Genomic DNA, 21,467 nt, shown 5'->3' with positions numbered 1-21,467 from the left:
AGTTAGGCCCCTTGCGGGGCAGGGAGCATACAGTGAAGGTTACACTTCTCTACGGTGGCCTACTTGCAATCTTATTCATTGCACTAAGTGCCCGAGTAATTATTGGAAGAATGGGGCCTGGCAGCCCTAGCCTTGGCGACGGTGGCAATTCCGTCATGTTTCGGCGCATTAGAGGACATGGCAATTTCGCTGAGTACGTTCCACTGGCGCTCGTGCTGATTGGATTTCTAGAATTAACCGGCTCACCGCAATGGCAACTACACACGCTCGGTTCAGTACTACTTGTTGGACGCATTCTACATGGCTACGCACTTTCGTTTACAGACGACAATTCTTTTGGTCGTAACGCCGGCATTTTTGCAACTCTTTTAGTACTGTCCACCTCGGCCGTGCTTTGCATTTGCAGGTATTTTGGTGGCGTCTAATGAGGCGTGCAACGCGACCTTTTTTCGGGCTGTAACTACCGTCCTGGAGCCCAGTCAAAATGTTCTTCGGGGATCCGGATAGTCTGTAATCGTATCGGCTGCATGGCAAGGAGCACCGTTTCTCGATCGGTACTGACTCCGACATAGGCCTCCATCCTTGGTTTTGCTGAGGGACACGGTTGGGTAGAACGCAACGTTGGCCTTACGCACCACAGTTATATCGAGTGTGAATCAAGATCTGTGTTGAGGGTGGCGCGCTCGCCGCGCCCTCGATCGCTCCTCGTATCCAGCGCACCGCTGCGGCCGTCTCGCCAACGAAATCATGAGAGATAACGTAATCCATGACACCGGACTCCAGCATCGCCCGCGTATGAACCGTAAGCTCATGGCCGACGAAAATAGGCCGATCCTCAGCCGCAATGGTATCTATTGCGCAAGCAACGCCCCGATTGGCGCCGGCCACGTTGTAGATGGCTGCCGGGTAGTCGTGTTTGGAAAAGTAACGCGTCAATTGTTCAGTCGTGGTCTGAGGGCGATCATCGGACATCACCCGCTCGTCGATCTTCAGATAGGGAAACTCCGAGCGGAGCACCCGGCGAAACCCCATCTCCCGCTCTTGCTGACAACGAAACGGCACACTGGTCACCAGCAGGATTTTCGCGGGCTCTTTAGGTAACGCATTGCCGATCAGTAACCCGGCGACACTGCCTGCCGCATATTGATCATTGCCAACATAGGCGCTACGCCCGGAGTTAGGCAGGTCGGTGGTCAGGCACACAACTGGAATACCCAGGCTGCAGAGTTTGCGAATCGCTCGGTTGATCGCCGGATGCTCGCGCGATACGACGATCACCCCATCCGCCGAGGCGCCCTGCGCCTGAACCTGATCAGCAAACGTGGCGGGATCGACCTGGTTGGTCGGTTCATAGTAGCCATGCACCACGACACCTGGCGTCGAAGCGTTCACCAATGCCTCGGCGTCAGCCAATGTTGCATTGAAGGTTTCGCCCGAATCGCAAAAGAGCTTGATCTGCAACGTTGCCATGCCATCAGCCAAGTCCTTCTTTAGCTTATCCAGGGCCGCCAGCACTTTCAGACGGGTGTTTTCTCGCACGCCGGGGCGGTTATTCAGCACGCGGTCGACGGTGGCTGCTCCGACCCTGGCCACCTTGGCGACCTGTTGAACGGTGGGCCCCTTCCATAAACGCGCCGATGTTTGCATGGTCATATAGCCCGCTCTCTCTTGATGTCATTTACATCATATACGCATTACTGATGGCTGTTTTCAAGAGCAATGAAAACCACTACTACACCTTCAAATTTGAGGTTTTTCACATCATAAATAGCCTATGGCGCGCCTTGATGATTGCTTGTTCGGTGCTAATAATCGAGGCACAACAAACACAACAAACCGCCAGGATAGTCCCATGAATAACTCGCCTCATCGGTTGGTTTCGACCGCCACGGCTACGCCGCTTATGGCCACATACATCTCCCTTCCCAGTCCACACGCACGCGAGTTCGACGTTGCGTTGATGACTGTCGCCCATTGATAGGTCGTTGAATATGAGCATACGAATCGCCGTTATCGGCGCAGGGATTATGGGGGAGGATCACGCCCGCATCATTGCCCAGGACCTTCCGGGAGCCACTTTGCACGTGGTGTGTGATGCGTCGCCAGAGCGAGCGAAGCTGATAGCTGACCGTTATGGGGCTGCTGACGTTTCCACTGATCCACTGTTCACGCTTTCAAGGTCCGATGTCGATGCAATCATCATCGCCAGCCCGGACGAAACCCATGCGGTCCTGACCATGGCAGCCATCGAGGCAGGGAAGCCCGCACTGTGTGAAAAGCCGCTGTCTCAAAGCCCGGACCAGTGCCTGGCGGTCATCGACAAAGAGGCCTCTCGGGGTCGCCAATTCGTGCAACTGGGCTTCATGCGCCGGTTTGACCCTTCGTATAGGGAAATGAAAAGTGCCTTGAGCGACGGCGTGATAGGTCGGGCTGTGATGATGCACAACTTCCACCGCAACGTAGAAGCCCCCGCCAACTTCAGCGGGCAAATGGCAATCAGTAACTCCGCGCCGCATGAGTTCGATGTGGCACGTCACGTGCTCGACACTGAATACGTTGCCATCTCAGTGTTCCAACCCACCCACACGTCTGAGGACGGCGTCGGCGCCCCGGTGTTCATGGTGCTGGAAACCCGGGAAGGCCATCTGGTGAACATCGAAATCAACAACAACGCCCATTACGGGTACGACGTCCGTGGCGAGTTGGTGGGTGAGCGAGGTTCCGTGCAACTGAACACACCCGTACATGCTCGTTTCAACACCTGTCTTCAGGGTTTTGAAAGGTACGCGGCCGATTGGCGGCCGCGTTTCGCCGACGCCTACCGCCTGCAGAACAAAGCATTCGTGGCGTTCATCAACACAGGTCAGTTCCCAGTCCATGCCGCGAATGCCTGGGACGGCTATTGCGCAGCCATTGTCGCCCAAGCCGGCATCGAGGCACTCAATCAGCGTCGCCGGATCGTGTTGCCGACGCTGGAAGCACCGCCCCTCTACCGGTCGCGAGAAGGAGCTACGTCATGAAGCTGGGATTCGTCACCGATAGCCTCGGCAACCTGCCCCTGCGGGAGATGCTCAAGCAGGCTGAACGGCTGGGAGTGTCGGGCCTGGAGATCAACACTGGCGGATGGTCCACCGCGCCGCACTTTGACTTGGCCCAGATGCTCGCCAGCGCCGACCAGCGCCAGGCCCTCAAACGCAGCTTCCAGGAACACAATCTGGAGATCATTTCCCTGAACGCCAACGGCAACCCTTTGCACCCCACGCAGCCTGCACAAGGCCAGTGCCTCAGGGACACGATACGCGTAGCCGGTGAGTTGGGAGTCAAGACCGTCTGCACCATGTCTGGCTTACCTGAAGGTCAGGCCGGCGACAGGATGCCGAACTGGGTGGTTGCCTCATGGCCTCCCGAAACCCAGGCAATGTTGCGCTATCAATGGGAAGAACGCCTGCTGCCCTTCTGGAGCGAGATAGCTGATCTGGCCAAGGAAAATGGTGTGGAGCGCATCGCTTTGGAATTGCACGGTAACCAGTGCGTCTACAACGTCCGTTCGCTGCTGAAGCTACGCAATGCCATCGGACCGGTAATTGGCGCCAACCTCGATCCCTCGCATCTGTTCTGGATGGGCGCTGATCCGCTGGTCGCCGCCGAGGCACTGGGCGACGCCATTTATCATGTGCACGCCAAAGACACTTTGCTTAATGCGCCAGTCCAGGCCGTGGATTCACTCCTGGAAAATGGCTCATTGATGGATATCTCATCCCGAAGCTGGTCCTACATCACACTTGGATTCGGCCACGGTGAGCAATGGTGGCGGCAGTTTTGTTACCGCCTGAAGATGGCTGGCTACGATGGCTGGCTATCGATCGAGCATGAGGACGTTTTACTCAACAGCCTCGAGGGTTTGGAAAAGTCCGTAAGACTGCTACAGAGCGTCATGCCGGTTGCCACCAGCGATTTCAAACCCCAACCCATCTGAATCGCACCACGAGAAAAACCCATGTAATTGCATATTGAAACGCTCACCGCGATGGCGAGTGAGTATCCCCATGAGTTTCAGTCAGGAATATCACAATGACAATTAATTCCTACGGAAATACGGCAGACACTTCAGCCGCCTATGTAAGCCCTGAAAAGCACCAGGCACAGCGCTACCTGCAAAAAATCACCTGGATTGCCACGTTTGGCGGCTTGCTATTCGGCTTCGACACCGGCGTCATCAACGGCGCCTTGCTCTACATGAAAGATGACCTGGGCCTGACACCCTTTACGGAAGGTCTGGTCGCCAGCGCCCTATTGATCGGCGCAATGATGGGGGCACTGTTCAGCGGTCGCTTATCGGACCTCAAGGGTCGCCGCCGTATCATTCTTTTCCTCGCCGTAGTGTTTTTTCTTGGCGCGTTGGCTTGTGCGCTGGCGCCAACCCTCAACGTCATGGTGGCCGCCCGCTTCACGCTGGGGTTAGCGGTGGGCGGCGCATCGGTCGTCGTGCCGGCGTATCTTTCGGAGATGGCGCCATCCAGCATCCGCGGTCGCATCATTACCCGCAACGAGTTGATGATCGTCACCGGACAATTCCTGGCCTTCACCACCAACGCCACACTGGGCAATTTGTTCAGCGATCTCGATGGTGTGTGGCGATGGATGCTTGCCTTGGCAACCCTGCCTGCAGTGGCACTCTGGTTGGGAATGCTCTACATGCCGGAAAGCCCGCGCTGGCTGGCCACCAAAGGGCGCTTCAGAGAGGGCCTGGAGGTGCTGAAACTGGTACGGGAGGAGTACTACGCCAAAGCTGAGATGGAGGCGATCACCCAGCAGATCAGCAACGAACGATTCATCAAAAAAGGCGGCTGGCGTGACCTGTCTCAAAAGGGTGCGCGGCGAATCTTTTTGATTGGCATCGGTATCGCTGTTACGTCGCAGCTGACCGGAGTCAATTCAATCATGTACTTCGGCACCCAGATCCTCACAGAAGCAGGCCTGGAGCAACGTAGCGCACTGATCGCCAATGTTGTAAACGGCGTTATCTCCATTGGCGCAACCTTCGTGGGCATTGCTTTGCTCGACCGCGTAGGCCGTCGTCCAATGATGTTGCTCGGTTTCACTGGCACCACATTGTCTTTGCTGTTGATTGGCCTGGTTTCAGTTTTTGTCGACCCCTCCGTCACCCGCGCCATGCTCATCCTCGGCGCCATGGCGATGTTCCTGGCCTCCATGCAAGGGCTGATCGGGCCTGCTTTTTGGGTGCTTCTGGCGGAAATTTTCCCAATGCGCATCCGCGGCGGATGCATGGGTATGGCGATCGCAGCGTTCTGGTTGACCAACGTGATGATCGGCATGTTCTTTCCATCTTTGGTTGCGATGATCGGGATCGGCCAAACCTTCTTTGTGTTCGTGGGAGCAGGACTCCTGTCCCTGACCTTCGTCGCGGTATGGGTACCGGAGACACGCGGCAGCACGCTCGAAGAGATTGAGCAGCGGTTGTATGGTTAGGCTTCGCTTCAGGAGCGATCAAGCCCCTCTTTCACTCTCGTCGCAGGAGAGTATGGGGGGCAACGCCAAAGGCTTTGCGAAAAGCGTGGCTGAAATGAGAGAAGTCGGAGAAACCGAAATCCAGCGCCGCCTGAGAAATACTGCGGACTTGACCGCGCTCAATAGCGTCGCGGCTGGCAAGCAATCGTGCCTTCCAGATTTCTGCGACCGGCGATTTCTGATGACGGGCGAAAGCGCGCGTCACAGTGCGCGTGGAGACATGGTGGGCTTGAGCAATGCGTTCGAGCGACAGGTCCGCCTCGGTCAAATACCGGTGGATGTAATTCATGATCCGGCCATGCAGATCCAACTCGTCATGAGTCTGCTTTAAATCCTGGAGTTCCAGGCTGACCACCAGAAGGTCGAGCAACGTGCTGGAGTAACGACTGGATACTCCTTCGTTATGGAAGCCTGAAGGCATACTCGCGGCTTGACGTAACATCTCGCGTAACGGAATCACTCCCGGGCGACGATCATCCAGAACCACAGCGGTGCAGTCCGCTATGGAGGGCAAGCGCTGACTGAGCAGTTTTCGCGGAATGCGGACAAGGTGGTTATCAGTACCACCGAAGCTGAATCTGAACGGCTGGGATGCGTCATAAAGAAACAGATCGTCCGCCGCCAGTTTCGTCCGTCGGTCAGCCTGCTCCAGTTCGCCATAACCGCTCCTGGTAAAGCCCAACCACAAGTCGTCATTGGGATCACTGCGCAGGTGTTGGGCGGAGCGCTCCCAATAATGCAAGGGGGCGGACAACGTGCAGATGTCCAACTCGCCCATGCCATGCACCTCCAGCGCCCCGTCAAAATCGCTCTGCGCCAGCAGTTTGCTGTCTGCGTCCAGGCAGTGGTGACAAACCACTTCCTTCCAGTAATCGAACCGGAGGGGGGCCGTAACGGCAAGCGTTGAATACTGACAGGTCTGGCTCATTGCATTCACCTCGCGGCGGCGATTCAACAAAAAAAGCGGGGTAACGTTTTGGCGAGCCAAGCAATTAGCAGGCCATCGCCATCGCCTCATTCCCACTGTCAGACACCTTGGAAGACAGGTGCCTGCGCGTTACATGGGCCGATTCTTCCAATACTCCTGATGCCACTTCTCGGGGCACCTCGCCCCCTTGATTCACTAGCCCCGCACCATTGCTGCGCGCTGATATGCCGGCCTTTTTTGCCTGTCCTTTTCAACCAAACGGTTGTCCATTCGAGCCAAGCACGTTGCATCCCCCCTGGATAATTTCTACTCCACGCCGTGCCCCTGCAAGCACGAATGATGAGGTGTCTCATGCATCCACGAGAACAGCAGCGACTGTCCGATTCATCCTGGTTTTTACAGCGATGGGACATGGCACCCGAAGAGTTTGCCACTTACCTGGTGCAGCTCGGGACCTTGATGCTGCAACGCCGATGGCGCGGTACTCACCGCAAAACAACAACATCCACTGGGATGTAGAACAGCGAACCGTCCGTTTGAGACGGAAATAAAGGAGCCCCCCATGGAATCTGCGATCGATAAACATCTCAAATGTCCCCGGACGTTGTCCCGTCGTGTTCACGACGATTACCAGCCCCCCTTCCCGATGTATGTGGGGCGAGCCGACGAAAACGTGAAGCAAGTGGTGATGGCTTACCTCGGGGTGCAATTTCGCGACGAGCAACGCGCCGCCGCCCTGCAAGCCATGCGCTACATTGACGCCAGCTTTGCCCTCGCCGATGGCCCAGGGAATCACGACCTGACCTACCACCTGGATAATCAGGGGTATGGGAACTTCATCGCCGTGGGCTATTGGCGTGATCCCGCCGCCTACCACCGATGGCTACTTTCAGCGCCTGTGGCCGATTGGTGGGGCGACGATGCGCGCCTGAACGAGGGGTTGGGGTATTTCCGCGAAGTCATCGCACCGCGCGCCGAGCAGTTCGAGACGCTGTATGCATTCCAGGACGATTTGCCAGGTGTCGGTGCGATCATGGACGGCATCAGCGGCGAGATCGAGGAGCACGGCTACTGGGGCTCGGCGCGCGACCGCTTTGCTATTTCACAAACCGACTGGATGCAGCCGACCAGCGAACTGCAAGTCATTTCAGGCGACCCCGCCAAGGGCGGCAGGGTCGTGGTGCGCGGCCACGACAACCTGACGCTGATCCGCTCCGGACAAGACTGGGTCGAAGCCGGCGAGGAAGAGCGCGCGCTCTATTTCAACGAGATGCTGCCGCCCCTGCAAGACGGCATGAACTTCCTGCGTGACGAGGGGCAGGCGCTTGGCTGCTACAGCAACCGCTTCGTACGCAACGTCGACCTGGATGGCAATCTTCTCGACATCGCCTATGACATCGGTCACTGGCGATCCCTCGACAAACTGGAACGCTGGGCAGAATCCCACCCCACTCATTTACGTATTTTCACCACGTTCTTCCGAGTAATCGGAGGCCTTTCGAAGCTGCGGCTGTATCACGAGGTCTCGGTAGCGGACGGTAGCCAGCAACTGTTCGAGTACATCAACTGCCACCCGCAGACCGGGATGATGCGCGACGCGCAAGTGTCGCCTACCTGACTTCATCGCTGACTCCACTTTTAGCCCTGCGCATTGCCTGACTGGCGATTGCGGGGCTCTTTTTGCCCGAAAAAAAGGATCGTCGATCATGAAACAGTTCCGCTACCTGTCGCTTGCCGCCCTCCTCCCCAGCCTTTCTTCTCACGCGCTCGAGGTGGATCCTGGCGATTACGAGCCGCTCCCCGTCGGAGCGACCATCGGCGTGGTCTACTACCAGCACGCCACCACGGACAGTGCCTATGCCCAGGGTCACAAGACCAGCTCCGATTTCAACCTGACTTCCGATATCGGCATTCTGCGTCTGCTGCACGTCTACCAGTTGAGCGAGCGGCTGACCATCGAGCCCCAATTCCTGTTGCCCTTCGGTCATGTCTCGGGCGGTGGTGACGCTTCTGGTCTAGGCGACGCCAGCGGCATCGGCGACCTCATTCTCACCGCGCCACTCAAGTACCGTCTCAACGACGCCAACGACACCCTCGGTGCGACCGCCTACTTGTACGTGCCGACTGGCGACTATGACAAAGACGACGCGCTCAACATTGGCGAGAACCGTTGGAAGGTTGATCTCCAGGCCGCTTACGTCAAGCACTTCACGCAGAAGTGGGCCATCGACCTCGTCGGCGACGCCATCTGGTACGCAGACAACAACGACTTCGGCGCCAACTCCGCCCGCCGGGAGCAGGACGTTTCCTACGGTGCTCAGTTAATGGGGCGCTACATGCCCGACGAGACCACGGCGCTGGCTATCGGCTTCGGCCACAGTTGGGGCGGGGAAAACCAGATCGATGGTGTCAACCAGGACGACAGGATGGAAACCACCAACTTCCGTATCACGGCCAGGAAGTTTTTCACCGCCAAGGACCAACTCCAAGTGCAACTTGGACGCGACCTTGCGGTGGAGAACGGCCCCAAAGAAGACTTTCGCATGAACCTGCGTTACGTCAGGGTTTTTTAGACCCGCCCGTCTCTACCACCCGTTGTCCTTATCAACCAAGCGTGTGCCCAACGGCGCGACAGTTGGCTAATGAGATGCCTCTCACCCGAAACGGAGTAACCAGACAATGAGCGACCAGCAATCCACCATGGAACAACAACCCTCCCTCTATACCCGTCTTGGCGGCTATGACGCGATCTATCAGTTCGCAGGCGCCGTGTTGAGAAAGACAATGGGACACCCCGCCATCGGGCACATCTGGGCCCATATGTCGGAATCGACGTTCCAAAAGGAACACATCAATTTTGTCGATTTCCTTTCCGAGCACTGGGGTGGAAGCGCCAAATACCGGGGTAGAGACATGGTCACCGCGCATCGCGGGATGGGCCTGACCGAGGTGCACTGGCAAGCGGTGCTCGATTGTCTCGAGGCGTGCTACGACGACTACGGCCTGGCCCCGGATCTGCGCAAAGAGGTCAACGACTTCCTCATCAAGTTCAAACCGGCGGTGATCGGGAGCCCCTCCTATCGGGACGTCGTGCTCGCGCACCCGGAAATGGACCCCGCCAAAGGCATGAGAAGCGTTGGGGTTGTCTGGCCAAAACCTGGGAAGGCATCTCAGAAACAGGCCACGCCGGAATCCAAAGACTAATGCGCTCGGCATCAGCCTACGGCAGCCAGGGCTCGCTCTGGCCGCCGACGGCTACCGTGGCGTGGCTATAAAAACAGGGGCAAGCGAGTCCCGCTCAACCAAGCGACTGTCCTCCTCAGCCAAGCGCTGCTCAATCTGTGGAGATAGCTTGATACCAGCCCCGAGCACGGCTCGCCAAGAGTGCGCAGCGTGCCCGGGCATCCCCGAGATGACGTTTGAACAGACATTGCCAGCCCCTACGGGTTGGCACAGGACACAGGACACCCCATGGCCATCATCCGCCCGACTCTCGAACAAGTGCAGGACCTCGCCAGCCGCCTGCACATACAGCTGACACCCGAGCAAGCCAGCGAATACCTGGCGCTTATGCAATCCAGTTTCGATGCCTACGACCTGGTCGATGAGTTGCCAGATTTCATCCCTCCAGTGCGCTACGAGCGCAGTGCTGGTTACCGCCCTTCAAGCACGGATAATCCGCTGAACGCCTGGTACTACAGAACCGAGGTGATGGGCGCCAGTTCGGGCAAGCTTGCCGGCAAGACGGTCGCGCTCAAGGACAATATCTCTCTGGCCGGTGTCCCGATGATGAATGGTGCCGCGCCACTGGAGGGTTTCGTACCGTCGTTTGATGCCACCGTGGTGACGCGTCTGCTCGACGCAGGAGCAACCATCCTCGGCAAAGCCACCTGCGAACATTACTGCCTTTCCGGTGGTAGCCATACCTCGGACCCCGCGCCTGTGCACAACCCTTTTCGCCATGGTTACACGACGGGCGGTTCGTCTTCGGGCAGCGCGGCGCTTGTGGCGACGGGCGCGGTCGACCTGGCTATCGGTGGCGACCAAGGCGGTTCCATCCGCATTCCTGCCGCATGGTGCGGCATTTATGGAATGAAACCTACCTGGGGTCTAGTGCCTTACACCGGGGTCATGGCGATCGAGTCCACTTTCGATCATGTCGGCCCCATGACGAGCAACGTACGCGATAACGCGCTCATGCTCGAAGTGATGGCCGGCGCCGACGGGCTCGACCCTCGCCAAGCCGCCCCCAAGGTCGATGCCTATTGCGATTATCTGGAACGAGGCGTGACCGGACTTCGGATCGGGGTTCTCCAGGAAGGCTTCCAACTCGCTAACCAGGATCCACGTATCGCAGAAAAGGTACGCAGCGCTATCGCCCGGCTAGAGGCGTTGGGCGCGCGGGTCGAGGAGGTATCGGTTCCCGAACACAACCTGGCGGGGTCGTTATGGAGCCCTATCGGTTGTGAAGGCCTGACCATGCAAATGATGCACGGCAATGGCGCGGGTTTTAACTGGAAGGGGCTGTACGACGTGGGCCTGCTGGACAAACAGGCCGGTTGGCGCGACCAGGCGAACGCATTGTCGCCGTCACTCAAGCTTTGCATGTTCGTCGGCCAGTTCGGTCTGGAGCGCTACAACGGTCGCTACTACGCCAAGGCCCAGAACATTGCGCGCTTTGCCCGAGCGGCCTACGACAAGGCACTGGACACCTATGACCTGATCGTCATGCCGACAGTGCCAATCACCGCTCAGCCGCTCCCGGAACCGGGTTCTTCAATCACCGAGACCGTCACGCGTGCGTTGGAGATGCTTGGCAATACGGCCGCTCAAGACATTACGGGGCACCCCGCCCTGTCGATCCCTTGCGGCCTGGTGGACGGACTGCCCGTGGGGCTGATGCTTGTCGGAAGACATTATGCCGAAGGCACCCTCTATCAAGCGGCAGCGGCATTCGAGGCTTCTGTCGATTGGCGGACGTTGTAGACCTGCGCATCGCATTGGCGAACGAACACCGGCAAGTAGCACTGAAAGTGAGTATCGACTTCAGAGGAGCCAATACATGAGCCATACCCATGAACATCACCACGATCACGATCACGATCACACCGAGCCACCCGAGGCCATCGCCTTGCGTGTCAAGGCACTCGAATCCCTGTTGATCGAAAAGGGCTTGGTCGACCCAACCGCCATGGATGCGCTGGTGGACACTTACCAACACAAGGTCGGCCCGCGCAACGGCGCTCAGGTGGTCGCCAAGGCCTGGTTCGATCCCGATTACAAGCAGCGGCTGCTGGAAGATGCCACCGCGGCCATTGCTGAACTGGGTTTTTCCGGCGTGCAGGGCGAAGACATGGTGGTGGTGGAAAACACCGCGACCGTACACAACGTGACAGTCTGCACGCTGTGCTCCTGCTACCCCTGGCCGACCCTGGGTCTGCCACCCGTCTGGTACAAATCCGCGCCCTATCGGTCACGGATCGTCATCGATCCGCGCAGCGTGCTGGCCGAATTCGGCTTGATCATTCCCAATGACAAGGAAGTTCGCGTCTGGGACAGCAGTGCCGAGTTGCGCTACCTGGTATTGCCGGAACGTCCGGCAGGTACTGACGGCTGGAGTGAGGAACGACTGGTCGAGCTGGTGACGCGCGACGCCATGATCGGTACCGGACTGCCTAAGAATCCGGATCAAGTAGCCTGAACCTGAGAAGGAGAAAACCCATGAACGGTGTACACGACTTAGGCGGTATGCACGGTTTCGGCCCAGTGCTTACTGAGGAAAATGAACCGATCTTCCATCACGACTGGGAGCGCAGGGTCTTTCCGCTGTTCGCCTCGCTCTTCGCCGGCGGACACTTCAATGTCGACGAATTCCGACACGCCATTGAACGCATGGAACCGGCTGAATACTTGCAGTCCAGTTACTACGAGCATTGGCTGCATGCCTTCGAGAACCTGCTGCTGGAAAAAGGCGTGATCAGCAATGGCGAACTGCAGGGTACGGCCAAACCAACCCCACCGGCACAGCCCGTCACGGTTTTAACACCGGACATCGTCGAGGCCGTAGTACTCGGCGGCGCCTCTTCCCGGGCAAAGGAACCCGTCGACGGCCGCTTCCGGGTCGGTGACCGGGTGCGGACGAAGAACCTCAATCCAACCACCCACACCCGACTGCCGCGCTACGCGCGCGGCAAGGTCGGGACCATCGAAATTGCACACGGTGCGTTTGCCACCCCAGACACGATGGCCCACGGTCTCGGCGAACAACCCCAACAGGTCTATGCCGTTCGCTTCACTGCCACAGAACTGTGGGGAGTGGCGCGACCGGACAGCGTTTGCATTGATCTGTGGGACAACTATCTGGAGGCCGTATGAGCGCCAGCCTGCATCACATCCCCCCAATAGCCGGCCTGTCTTCCGACGATGAGGGCCCGGTGTTCGACAAACCTTGGCAGGTCCAGGCGTTTTCCCTGCTGGTACACCTGCACCAAATCGGTCTATTCCCCTGGAAAGACTGGGTGCAGGTATTCAGCGACGAGATCAAGGCTAGCCCGGCGCAACCCGGAGAAAGCGTCAACGACACTTACTACCGGCAATGGATCACAGCGATGGAAAGAATGGTCACCACACTTGGTTTAACGGGTATGGAAGACATCACCCAGCGCACCGAGCAATGGCAGCAGGCTTACTTGAATACCCCCCATGGACAACCGGTGACGCTGCTCAATGCGAGTTGCCCACCGGCCCATGGAAACGGCCACGAGCACTTGCCACGGCATGAGCCGGTAGCGATCAGCCGGGCCATCAGCTGAGGCCGGAGTCGTCCTGTTTTTTACTTTCGAGGTCGCGAAGCGGCCAAGGAGCAATCGTCATGCATATCGAACCTAACCTGGTGGAAGCTGGAAAACTCTGGCTGAGCTATGTCACTGCCGCGGGTGCCGGCGCCTACACCCTCAAACTCGCGGCCCAAGCCATAGGCGAGCGTGGGGTCTTCTCGCTGCTGGCTCGCACTATCACTGCCACGGCCCTGGTATTCAGCTTCTTCGAGCTACTACCGCACCATCCAGTCGGCGTCTCCGAGGTGCATCTCATCCTGGGGTCAACGCTGTTTCTGCTGCTCGGCGCCGCACCTGCGACAGCGGGTCTAGCCCTGGGACTGCTGATCCAGAGTCTGTTCTTCGCTCCATTCGACCTGCCGCAATACGGCATGAACGTCACCACCCTTCTGGTACCGCTGTTCGCAGTCGCCGCCCTGGCGAAACGCATCATCGCGCCAAACACGCCGTATGTGGAACTGAGCTATAGACAAGCGCTGGGGCTGTCGACCGCCTTCCAGGCCGGCATCGTCGCCTGGGTTGCCTTCTGGGCCTTCTATGGACAAGGCTTCACCGCAGGAAACGCCCTGTCAATTCTGACCTTCGGCAGTGCCTACATGACCGTCGTCACCCTCGAACCGCTGTTGGACCTGGCCGTGCTGGCCGGTGCCAAGGCAACACATCGCCTGCGTGGCAGCGCGCTGATCGAGCGCCGCCTGTACCAGGCCGCCTGAGTCGACAGACTCCAGTCCAGGTCAGACAGTCCCCGAGCATTCGAAGACCGGAATGCTCGGGTCATCAAGAACCAGAACCGCCCCGAAACCTCGTGAGTAAAACTAGAGGTATTTGATGTTTTTCAGAAATAGCACCCGCAAGGAATTGAAGCTGCTCGGCGAACGACTGGAACAACCCGACGACGAGGGAGTATCGATAACGGCGAAGGATTCGTCACTGCGACGGGTACTGGCCGGCATCGAACGCCTGCTCGCCGATCGCACGGCGCTCCGGGCCAGCGTGGTCGACCTGAATGCTGAACTGCAACGCCTCAAGCTTCAGTTGGATGAATACGAAACGCAGTTGCACGACCAAGCGCAACTTTGGCAATTGGCGGCTTGCGGGTCGGGTGATTTGCTCTGGAAATTGCAGTTCAATGGCAGCCTACAGCCCGCCCGCGATGCAGTACTGCAATGGTTCGGCAACCTGCCCACCCAAGCGGATCTCCCCGCCTATCTTGGCCCCTGGAACGATTGCCTGCACCCTGACGACCGCCAGGTCAATCTGGATGCCCTGGCTCGTCACCTGGCCGATCGCAGCGGGCACGCGCCCTACCAGGTGGAGGTGCGCCTCGCGAGCCACTCGGGAGAATACCGCTGGGTCCAGATCGTCGGCGAAACGCTCCGGGACGAACGGGGACTGCCACAGATCAGCGTCGGTATTGTGCGTGACATCCACAGACAACGCTTGCAAGACGAAGAGTTCGCGATGCTCTCAGCCCGCTTCGAGATTTCCCGCGAATGCATTCAGGACGCACTCTGGGACATCAATATCATCGCAGGCGATCCAGCCAATCCCCATAACGTCATCTGGTTCTCGTCACAGATGCGTCACCTGCTCGGCTACGAAACCATCGAAGAGTTTCCCAATGTGTTCGAAAGCTGGTTGTCCCGCCTGCATCCCGAAGACAGCCAACGGGCCGTGCAAGCGTTTGTCGACCATGTCGCCGACCGCTCCGGCCAAACACCCTTCGATGTGACCTACCGCCTCAGGCACCGCAACGACGAGTACCGTTGGTTCAGAGGCCGGGGTCAGACCCAGCGAAGCAACGACGGCACGCCCTTGCGTACAGTGGGGGCGATCACAGACGTGCACGCCCATCGCGAGGAAAGCCAGTTGCGTCAGACTCAGGAACGTCAGCATCAAGCGATGCAGGAAAACCTCGCCAAGCTGACGCAGATAGTCGCCGCCATCCAAAGCATCGCCAAACAGACCAATCTACTGGCCTTGAACGCGGCGATAGAAGCGGCCAGAGCCGGTGAGGCCGGAAGGGGTTTCGCAGTGGTCGCCGACGAGGTCCGCAAGCTGGCCACCCGCACCAGCCAGGCCACCCAGCAGGCGGCCGACATGATCGAGGGGTACTGAGTTCAAGCTGTGCATCCATTCTCATTAGATTGAAGGTGTGGCCTGCGCTTAAATGCCCGGGCCACCCCGCAATTCAAACCAATTCAAACCAATTCAGCTAAAGAGGCCGGATTGAAGCCCTTCAAATCCGCGTAATCGCCTCTTTCCACCTTGGCGACCCAATCCTTGTCACTCAGCAACACACGCCCTACTGCAATCAGATCGAACTCTCCGCGCTCCATACGCTCAATGAGCCGATCCAGACTCGCGGGGGTTGAGCCCTTTCCGGCGAAGGCGTTAGTGACATCATTCTCCAGCCCAACCGAACCGACGCTGATGGTGGTGGCGCCAGTGACTTTCTTCGCCCAGCCCGCGCAGTTCAACCCGTTCTCACCGTCAATTTCGGGAAACTCAGGTTCCCAAAAGCGGCGCTGCGAACAGTGCAGGACGTCGACACCGGCCTCGACCAGTGGCAACAACCAGTCCTCCATCACCGCCGGCGTTTCCGCGACGCGTACGCTGTAGTCCTGTTGCTTCCACTGGCTGACGCGCATGATGATCGGGAATTGCGGGCCAACAGCCTGACGAACGGCAGAGACGACCTCACTGGCAAAACGCGAGCGTTCCTTGATTGTCGGGCCGCCGTAGCGGTCGGTGCGCAGATTGCTACCAGACCAGAAAAACTGATCGATCAGATAACCATGGGCTCCGTGGATCTCAACGGTATCGAAGCCCAGTCGCTTGGCATCCGCTGCGGCCTTGGCGAAGGCGGCTACCGTGTCGGCAATGTCCTCTTCACTCATCGCCACGCCACGCAGGTCACCTGGCGAAACAAGGCCCGACGGGCTTTCAACGGGTGCATCTGGCTCCCAGTCGTTGATGTAACGCGTGGAGCCGGTGTGCCAGATCTGCGGAGCCATGCGCCCGCCAGCCGTGTGGACGGCATCGATCACGTTCTTCCATCCAGCCAGCGCCGCTTCGCCGTGAAAAAAAGGAATACCGGCCTCATTACGCGATGCCGGGCGATCAATCACGGTGCCTTCCGACAAAATCAGCCCGACACCTCCCTCTGCCCGCCGCCGGTAATAGGCAGTGCTCGCGTCCCCCGGGATGCCCTCGGGTGAGAACAGACGCGTCATCGGCGCCATGACAATGCGGTTTTTCAGTTCGAGCGACCGGATGGAAAAAGGACGGAATAAGTTGTTCGACCAGATCGCGGATAAGTGGTCAATGATGGTTCTGGCGGTGCTCGATGACGGACCGCATCGCTTTAACGCCATCAAACGTCGCCTGGAGGGCGTCACCCAGAAGGCACTTACCCAGTGCCTGCGGCGGCTGGAACGCAACGGTCTCGTCTCGCGCCAGATCATTTCGTTCTCGCCCGTGGCAGTGCAGTATGAGATCACCCCGCTGGGTCGAACATTGCAGCAGCCATTTCGCGAGTTGCATAAATGGACGCTCGACAAATTGCCCGAGGTTGAAGCGGCCCGGTCGAAGTTTGACGAGGCCGCGGAGCTTAAGGTGATGGAGTGATTCGGTTAGCCGCGCAAACTACAGTTTATAGTTCAACGTCATCAGGGCATTACGCGGCGCTCCGTAACTGACAGTATCGAAATCGCCTTTCTGGGTTGCATATTTTTTATCGAACACATTGTTGACATTGATTGATAGGTCCATGTTCCTTGACAACTCATACCGTGCCATCAGTGACGTCAGCGCATAGGGGTCTTGTTCCGCTACCCTTGTGCTCGTACTGCTGCTTAAGAAGCGGCTTTGCCATCTGACGCCTCCGCCCAAAGTCAACTTTTCCAACATGCCAGGTAATTTGTACGTAGTGAACATCTGAGCGGTAGTGCGCGGTACCTGTGCGTTCAGCCTGGCGTCGTTGCCATCCTTGGCAGTGAAGGCGGCGACGCCAGCGTAGATGTTCCAATCGCGAGCGACTTCACCTTGCATGTCAAACTCAATCCCGCGGGATTTGGTGCCGTCAACACCTTTGTAAGCCTGCGCACCGGCTGGCGTAAGAAGACTGCCATCCGGTTGTGCAGCATTGTCCAGTTCAGTGTCGAACAATGCGACAGACGCATTCAATCGCCCCTCCAGGTATTCAGCCTTGACGCCAATCTCTTTCGTCTTGCCTTCCGTCGGCGTGAGGACATTGCCATTGCTGTCTCGGAACGATGTTTGCGGGTTAAATATGCCGGTATAACTGATATAGACGGAATACGTACTATCAATCTCGTATATCAGACCTGCGTAGGGCGTGAACTCGTTACTCTTTTTATAATTGAACGGCGTCCCACCTGCGGTCTCGTCGATCTCGTACCGACTGAACCGACCTCCGACAACCAGTTTCAATGGGTCGGCCAATGAGAATCTCGCTGTGCTATAGAAGCCGCGCTGTTTAACCTCGGTATCGGACGGCACAGACGCCATTGAATCAAAGTCGGGCTTGGGGAAATGATTATTCCAATTGTAGATATTGCCGGGCGTGAACCCTACAAAAAAGGGACTGATATCGTCTTTGTTCGACGTATACCGAGAACTCATAGCGCCTACTACCAGATCATGTTGGCGCCCCATAAAATCGAAGGGACCGCTCGCCATCACATCAAAGGTGTTTTGACGGCTTTTCCCTTTGCCGGCCAACGCAACCGGATAAGCGCCATTAGGGAAAATACCTAATCCAGTCTCCTGGTCGGGTGTACCAAAGCCGCCCAATAACTGGGAGTCATACTTAGTGCGGTACTGGTTCACCATACTGTGAACTTTCCAACCGTTATCAAACCGGTGTTCAAGTTCGGCAAAGGCAGTCTGCCGGGTGCTGTCCCAGCGATTCCAGTCCGCGGCCAGGGATTTGGAGCGCGACCATTCTGCCTCTGAGCCGTTGCTGAACCAGAGAGGAACACCACCCCATGTCGGTCGCTCAGGGGAACTGTTCTGATAGTCGTACCCTATATCCAAGGTGGTGTCTTCGGTGAGATCTGCCTCAATGATCCCGTAGAAAGCTTGCTTTTGTGTTTGGTAACCATCGATGTAGGAGTGACCATCGTTATTGACCCCTACCATACGTGCTCGGATACGACCGTCGGTTGTCAACGGTACGGAAATATCCCCCATCTCTCGGAAATTGTCCCAAGACCCCGCACTGATAGAAGTGGAGGCCGAGAACTCTGGCGTTGGTCTTTTGCGCACCAAGTTGATCGCAGCTGACGGATTACCCGTGCCGGTGAGCAGCCCGTTAGCCCCGCGCACAATTTCGACACGGTCGTAAAATGCCGTTTCCAGATCGCTGATTCCGCTGCCGTTTATGACATCGCCGATGACGGCGGGTATGCCGTCATACTGGATGTTGTCGATCAGAAAGCCTCGGGAATAAAAACTCGTACGTTGGCTATCTGATTGGTAAGACGAGATGCCAGTCGTGTTCTCCAGCACCCCCTGGACTGTATCCAGCTTTTGATCGTCCATGCGCTGACGTGTTACCACGGAAATGGATTGCGGCGTCTCCCGCAACGTCAGCGGCAAGCGAGTCGCGGCCGTGGTTTGACCGATGGTGTAAAGTCCCGTCCCTTCCGTCGGGGTGGTATCAGGTGTCCTCGTCCCGCTTATCGTCACCGATGGGAGAATTATCACGCCTTGAGACTGAGTGCTCTCATCGGCTTCGACAGGGTCCTGCGCCATTACACAATTCGAACTGCCTAAAAGCACCAACAGCGCTGCAGTAACCGGATTTTTCAGCAAACGCTCAGGCACGCAAGGACGCCTCTCACCGCAGTAAGTCAACGAACTCCACATCAGCCATTCCTTATCAAGAAAAAAACAGACAGCGGCCGACCGTCAAGAGACGGGTTTGAGAAAGGGCCGACAACTCAACCGGCGCCAGGCCGGAGAACAGAAGTGACAAATCAGTCTCAAGTGAAACTGATTTGCATTCGTTGTCGCGCAATCTAGCAACAAGCCGCCGTTGCCAGATATCGAAGGATGGCCAGATTATTTTCCAGTTCAGCCAATGTCAGCGATTGGCCGTTTTCCTTCCGCCACGAGGATGGTCAGGTTCGGATAGATGGCCTACAAGCCATTACAGGTCGTCAGGAAACAGGATTGACGGCACGGGCAATGATTCACCTGAGATGAGAGCGCTGGCTGAGCGTGCGGAGAGATATTGCACAGGCGGTTTGCCTACGGTTTTGCGGAACATCGTGATGAAACCACTGGGTCCCTCATAACCGAGTTCCAACGCAACCGATTGGACGCTCTCGCCCCTGGTCATGCGTTGCAGTGACACAATCACATGCAATTGCCGACGCCAACGTCCAAAACTCATCCCTATTTCCTGCAGCAAAAGCCGACTCATGCTGCGCTCACTCATGCCAATGCGAGTAGCCCACTCGCGCACCGAAACCTTAACAGCAGGGTCGGCCAAGAGCATTTCAGCGAGCCTGCGCAGACGCGTGTCGCGAGGCATCGGCAAATGCAGGTCCTCCACGGGGGCTGCCGACAATTCGTCCAACAACGTTGCGATCAGGCGGTCTTCGCGCGCGACATTGACAGCGTCTCCCGAGAACGCCGCCGCCTTCAGCAGCAACTCGCGCAACAGCGGTGATACGCCAATCGTGCAGCAGCTTCGCGGAAGATCCGGAGCGGCATCAGGTTCAACAAACAGGCAATAACATTCTGTTTCTCCTGAACCACGTGTCGCATGTGACAAACCACCGGGTATCCATACGGCACATTGGGGTGGAACGATCCAGACGCCATCTTCTATTTCACAATTAAGGATGCCGCGCACGGAATAAAGCAGTTGCGCCTTACGATGTTGATGGCTGGCCTGCTCCCAATCCTTGCTCACCATCGAAGCGCTGAGGGCAACGACAGGCCGGGAAATGCTGTCGACGTCCCAAACAGTCACCGTGTCTCTATTGGCCGTGTTCGCCATAACAGGTGTGCGCCCCACGCTAATCCCCTCAAAACGGCTGATTTGAACAATATTGTGGCCAGACTGTGCAATTAAGCCGACTCGCTTGCAGAGTATCCTGAAACCGCGGGACATCACAGAAGTTTGGCAACGTGTCGAAGGACTATAGAAATGCGTATAGACGCCACACAATTTCCGTTCGTTTGGATGCAAAAAGCCACACTGGGCCATAGCCAAGAAGAGTCTCTCGCCGAGTTCGAAGCCGTGCTTGCTCGCAATGAGCCCTTCGTATTGATCAGCAATGAAGGTCTGGACAAGGAGCAACCGGAACACTCGCCAGAGGAACTGAAACAAATGACCCTGTGGATGAAGCGCCACAAAAGCGAACTCAAGCGTTATGTCAAAGCCTCGATTCATATCGAATCAAGTCTCGCCAAACGGCTGGCAGGCAAAGCGTTCGCAATCATGTATGAAAAATTTTGGGGTTATCCCATGCTCATCGCAACCACTGAAGATGAAGCCTTGGCGCTGGCGCAGAAATTATTGAAAAAATAGCGGCGTACCTGCACGCCGCTACTCATCAAGTGGAACCGGAGATGTTTTATAGCAGCGAGATAGGGTAATTGATGAAAATCCGGTTTTCATCAAACTCATTGGTGCTGAAGTCCCGGCGAATCGACGCATTGCGCCATTTCACGTTGAGGTTTTTCAGCGCGCCGCTCTGCACGGTGTAGGCCAGTTCGGTTTCGCGACCCCATTCCTTGCCGTCGTCAACGGTGGCGGTGTGCACATTGTCACCACTGATGTAGCGGTTCATCAGGGTCAGGCCCGGCACGCCGACGGCAGCGAAGTTGAAGTCGTGGCGCAGTTGCCAGGATTTTTCCTTGGCGTTGTCGTAGCTGGAGTTGTAGCTGTCGTTGGCCAGGGTGCCGCCGCTGGTGCCGTTGACGCGCATCCAGGCATCATCGCCGCCGACTTTCTGCAGGCCGACATAAAAGGTGTTGCCACCGTACTTGGCCGAGAGCATGGCGAACGCGGTTTTGTTGTCCAGGTCGCCGGCCAGGGCACTGCCGTTTTCCTTGCCGGTGAAGTAGCCGAGGTTGGCGCCCAGGGTCCAGTCGCCGATGGGCTGGCTGTGGGTCAGGTTGAAATATTGTTG

The 21,467-nt window shown here is 57.5% G+C and carries 20 protein-coding genes and 2 pseudogenes; 16 read left to right on the top strand and 6 right to left on the bottom strand.

The genetic code is table 11. The features are described 5' to 3' along the window. Positions 1-32 precede the first annotated feature (32 nt). A complete protein-coding gene (locus tag BM300_RS31835) occupies positions 33-425 on the top strand; it encodes an MAPEG family protein (RefSeq protein WP_158265816.1) in 393 nt (130 codons plus the stop codon). Positions 426-627: 202 nt separating this feature from the next. On the opposite strand, the gene BM300_RS18165 is transcribed toward BM300_RS31835, so the two are convergent. After that, positions 628-1,653, bottom strand: a complete 1,026-nt coding sequence (locus BM300_RS18165) for a LacI family DNA-binding transcriptional regulator (RefSeq protein ID WP_092143082.1) — start codon at positions 1,651-1,653, stop codon at positions 628-630. 338 nt (positions 1,654-1,991) lie between these two features. Here BM300_RS18165 and BM300_RS18160 point away from each other — a divergent pair, with 338 nt between their 5' ends. The 3 genes from BM300_RS18160 to BM300_RS18150 all read left to right on the top strand — a co-directional run bounded on the left by BM300_RS18160 (position 1,992) and on the right by BM300_RS18150 (position 5,490). After that, a complete protein-coding gene (locus BM300_RS18160) occupies positions 1,992-3,020 on the top strand; it encodes a Gfo/Idh/MocA family oxidoreductase (protein WP_092463482.1) in 1,029 nt (342 codons plus the stop codon). Next, the gene (locus tag BM300_RS18155) at positions 3,017-3,976 is read left to right on the top strand and encodes a sugar phosphate isomerase/epimerase family protein (protein ID WP_092463480.1); all 960 of its coding nucleotides are present in this window, start codon (positions 3,017-3,019) and stop codon (positions 3,974-3,976) included. Before BM300_RS18160 ends, BM300_RS18155 begins: the two co-directional genes overlap by 4 nt. 95 nt (positions 3,977-4,071) lie before the next feature. Further along, positions 4,072-5,490: a sugar porter family MFS transporter gene (locus BM300_RS18150; protein WP_092463478.1), complete on the top strand. Its 1,419-nt coding sequence runs from the start codon at positions 4,072-4,074 to the stop codon at positions 5,488-5,490. Between the two features lie 31 nt (positions 5,491-5,521). Here BM300_RS18150 and BM300_RS18145 read toward each other — a convergent pair whose 3' ends face one another. After that, positions 5,522-6,457, bottom strand: a complete 936-nt coding sequence (locus tag BM300_RS18145; RefSeq protein WP_092143070.1) for an AraC-like ligand-binding domain-containing protein — start codon at positions 6,455-6,457, stop codon at positions 5,522-5,524. A gap of 562 nt (positions 6,458-7,019) precedes the next feature. Here BM300_RS18145 and BM300_RS18140 point away from each other — a divergent pair. From BM300_RS18140 to BM300_RS31830, 10 genes and pseudogenes are all read left to right on the top strand, one after another. Then, positions 7,020-8,075: an aliphatic aldoxime dehydratase gene (locus tag BM300_RS18140; protein ID WP_092143067.1), complete on the top strand. Its 1,056-nt coding sequence runs from the start codon at positions 7,020-7,022 to the stop codon at positions 8,073-8,075. A gap of 88 nt (positions 8,076-8,163) precedes the next feature. After that, positions 8,164-9,030, top strand: a complete 867-nt coding sequence (locus BM300_RS18135; RefSeq protein ID WP_092143065.1) for a transporter — start codon at positions 8,164-8,166, stop codon at positions 9,028-9,030. Positions 9,031-9,136: 106 nt separating this feature from the next. Then, positions 9,137-9,661 (top strand): group I truncated hemoglobin, encoded by a 525-nt coding sequence (locus tag BM300_RS18130; RefSeq protein WP_092463476.1) that lies wholly within the window; start codon positions 9,137-9,139, stop codon positions 9,659-9,661. Between the two features lie 267 nt (positions 9,662-9,928). Next, positions 9,929-11,443, top strand: coding sequence for an amidase (locus BM300_RS18125; protein ID WP_092463474.1), 1,515 nt, complete (start codon positions 9,929-9,931; stop codon positions 11,441-11,443). A gap of 76 nt (positions 11,444-11,519) precedes the next feature. Further along, a complete protein-coding gene (gene nthA / locus BM300_RS18120) occupies positions 11,520-12,158 on the top strand; it encodes a nitrile hydratase subunit alpha (protein ID WP_092143055.1) in 639 nt (212 codons plus the stop codon). Positions 12,159-12,178: 20 nt separating this feature from the next. Further along, on the top strand, positions 12,179-12,832 hold the full coding sequence (gene nthB, locus BM300_RS18115; protein ID WP_092463472.1) for a nitrile hydratase subunit beta: 654 nt from the start codon (positions 12,179-12,181) through the stop codon (positions 12,830-12,832). Further along, positions 12,829-13,269, top strand: a complete 441-nt coding sequence (locus tag BM300_RS18110; RefSeq protein WP_092143049.1) for a nitrile hydratase accessory protein — start codon at positions 12,829-12,831, stop codon at positions 13,267-13,269. Before nthB ends, BM300_RS18110 begins: the two co-directional genes overlap by 4 nt. A 59-nt stretch (positions 13,270-13,328) precedes the next feature. Continuing rightward, positions 13,329-14,006, top strand: coding sequence for an energy-coupling factor ABC transporter permease (locus BM300_RS18105; protein WP_092224124.1), 678 nt, complete (start codon positions 13,329-13,331; stop codon positions 14,004-14,006). A gap of 115 nt (positions 14,007-14,121) precedes the next feature. Next, positions 14,122-15,114: pseudogene (locus tag BM300_RS18100) on the top strand (PAS domain-containing protein); the annotation flags it as partial. A 3-nt stretch (positions 15,115-15,117) separates the two neighbouring features. Further along, positions 15,118-15,402: pseudogene (locus BM300_RS31830) on the top strand (methyl-accepting chemotaxis protein); the annotation flags it as partial. Between the two features lie 92 nt (positions 15,403-15,494). On the opposite strand, the gene BM300_RS18095 reads toward BM300_RS31830, so the two are convergent. Further along, the gene (locus BM300_RS18095) at positions 15,495-16,670 is read right to left on the bottom strand and encodes an NADH:flavin oxidoreductase (RefSeq protein WP_092463468.1); all 1,176 of its coding nucleotides are present in this window, start codon (positions 16,668-16,670) and stop codon (positions 15,495-15,497) included. Between BM300_RS18095 and BM300_RS18090 the strand changes: the two genes are divergently transcribed. Beyond that, positions 16,621-16,923 (top strand): winged helix-turn-helix transcriptional regulator, encoded by a 303-nt coding sequence (locus BM300_RS18090; protein WP_256572753.1) that lies wholly within the window; start codon positions 16,621-16,623, stop codon positions 16,921-16,923. The genes BM300_RS18095 and BM300_RS18090 overlap by 50 nt on opposite strands. Positions 16,924-16,941: 18 nt before the next feature. On the opposite strand, the gene BM300_RS18085 is transcribed toward BM300_RS18090, so the two are convergent. Further along, positions 16,942-19,146: a TonB-dependent siderophore receptor gene (locus BM300_RS18085; protein ID WP_256575843.1), complete on the bottom strand. Its 2,205-nt coding sequence runs from the start codon at positions 19,144-19,146 to the stop codon at positions 16,942-16,944. 325 nt (positions 19,147-19,471) lie between these two features. Continuing rightward, positions 19,472-20,329: an AraC family transcriptional regulator gene (locus tag BM300_RS18080; protein ID WP_092143037.1), complete on the bottom strand. Its 858-nt coding sequence runs from the start codon at positions 20,327-20,329 to the stop codon at positions 19,472-19,474. Between the two features lie 150 nt (positions 20,330-20,479). On the opposite strand from BM300_RS18080, the gene BM300_RS18075 reads away from it, so the two are divergent. Beyond that, positions 20,480-20,863: a hypothetical protein gene (locus BM300_RS18075; RefSeq protein ID WP_092143034.1), complete on the top strand. Its 384-nt coding sequence runs from the start codon at positions 20,480-20,482 to the stop codon at positions 20,861-20,863. Positions 20,864-20,909: 46 nt separating this feature from the next. Here BM300_RS18075 and BM300_RS18070 read toward each other — a convergent pair. Beyond that, positions 20,910-21,467, bottom strand: a 558-nt coding sequence (locus tag BM300_RS18070) for an OprD family outer membrane porin (protein WP_139232368.1), incomplete at its 5' end; no start/stop codon positions are given.

The organism is Pseudomonas sp. NFACC46-3, assembly GCF_900114515.1.
In the GTDB taxonomy this organism is placed as follows: Bacteria; Pseudomonadota; Gammaproteobacteria; order Pseudomonadales; family Pseudomonadaceae; genus Aquipseudomonas; species Aquipseudomonas fluorescens_Q.
The sequence above is the reverse complement of the archived record's forward strand: the minus strand, read 5'-3'. Positions and strand labels throughout refer to the sequence as shown.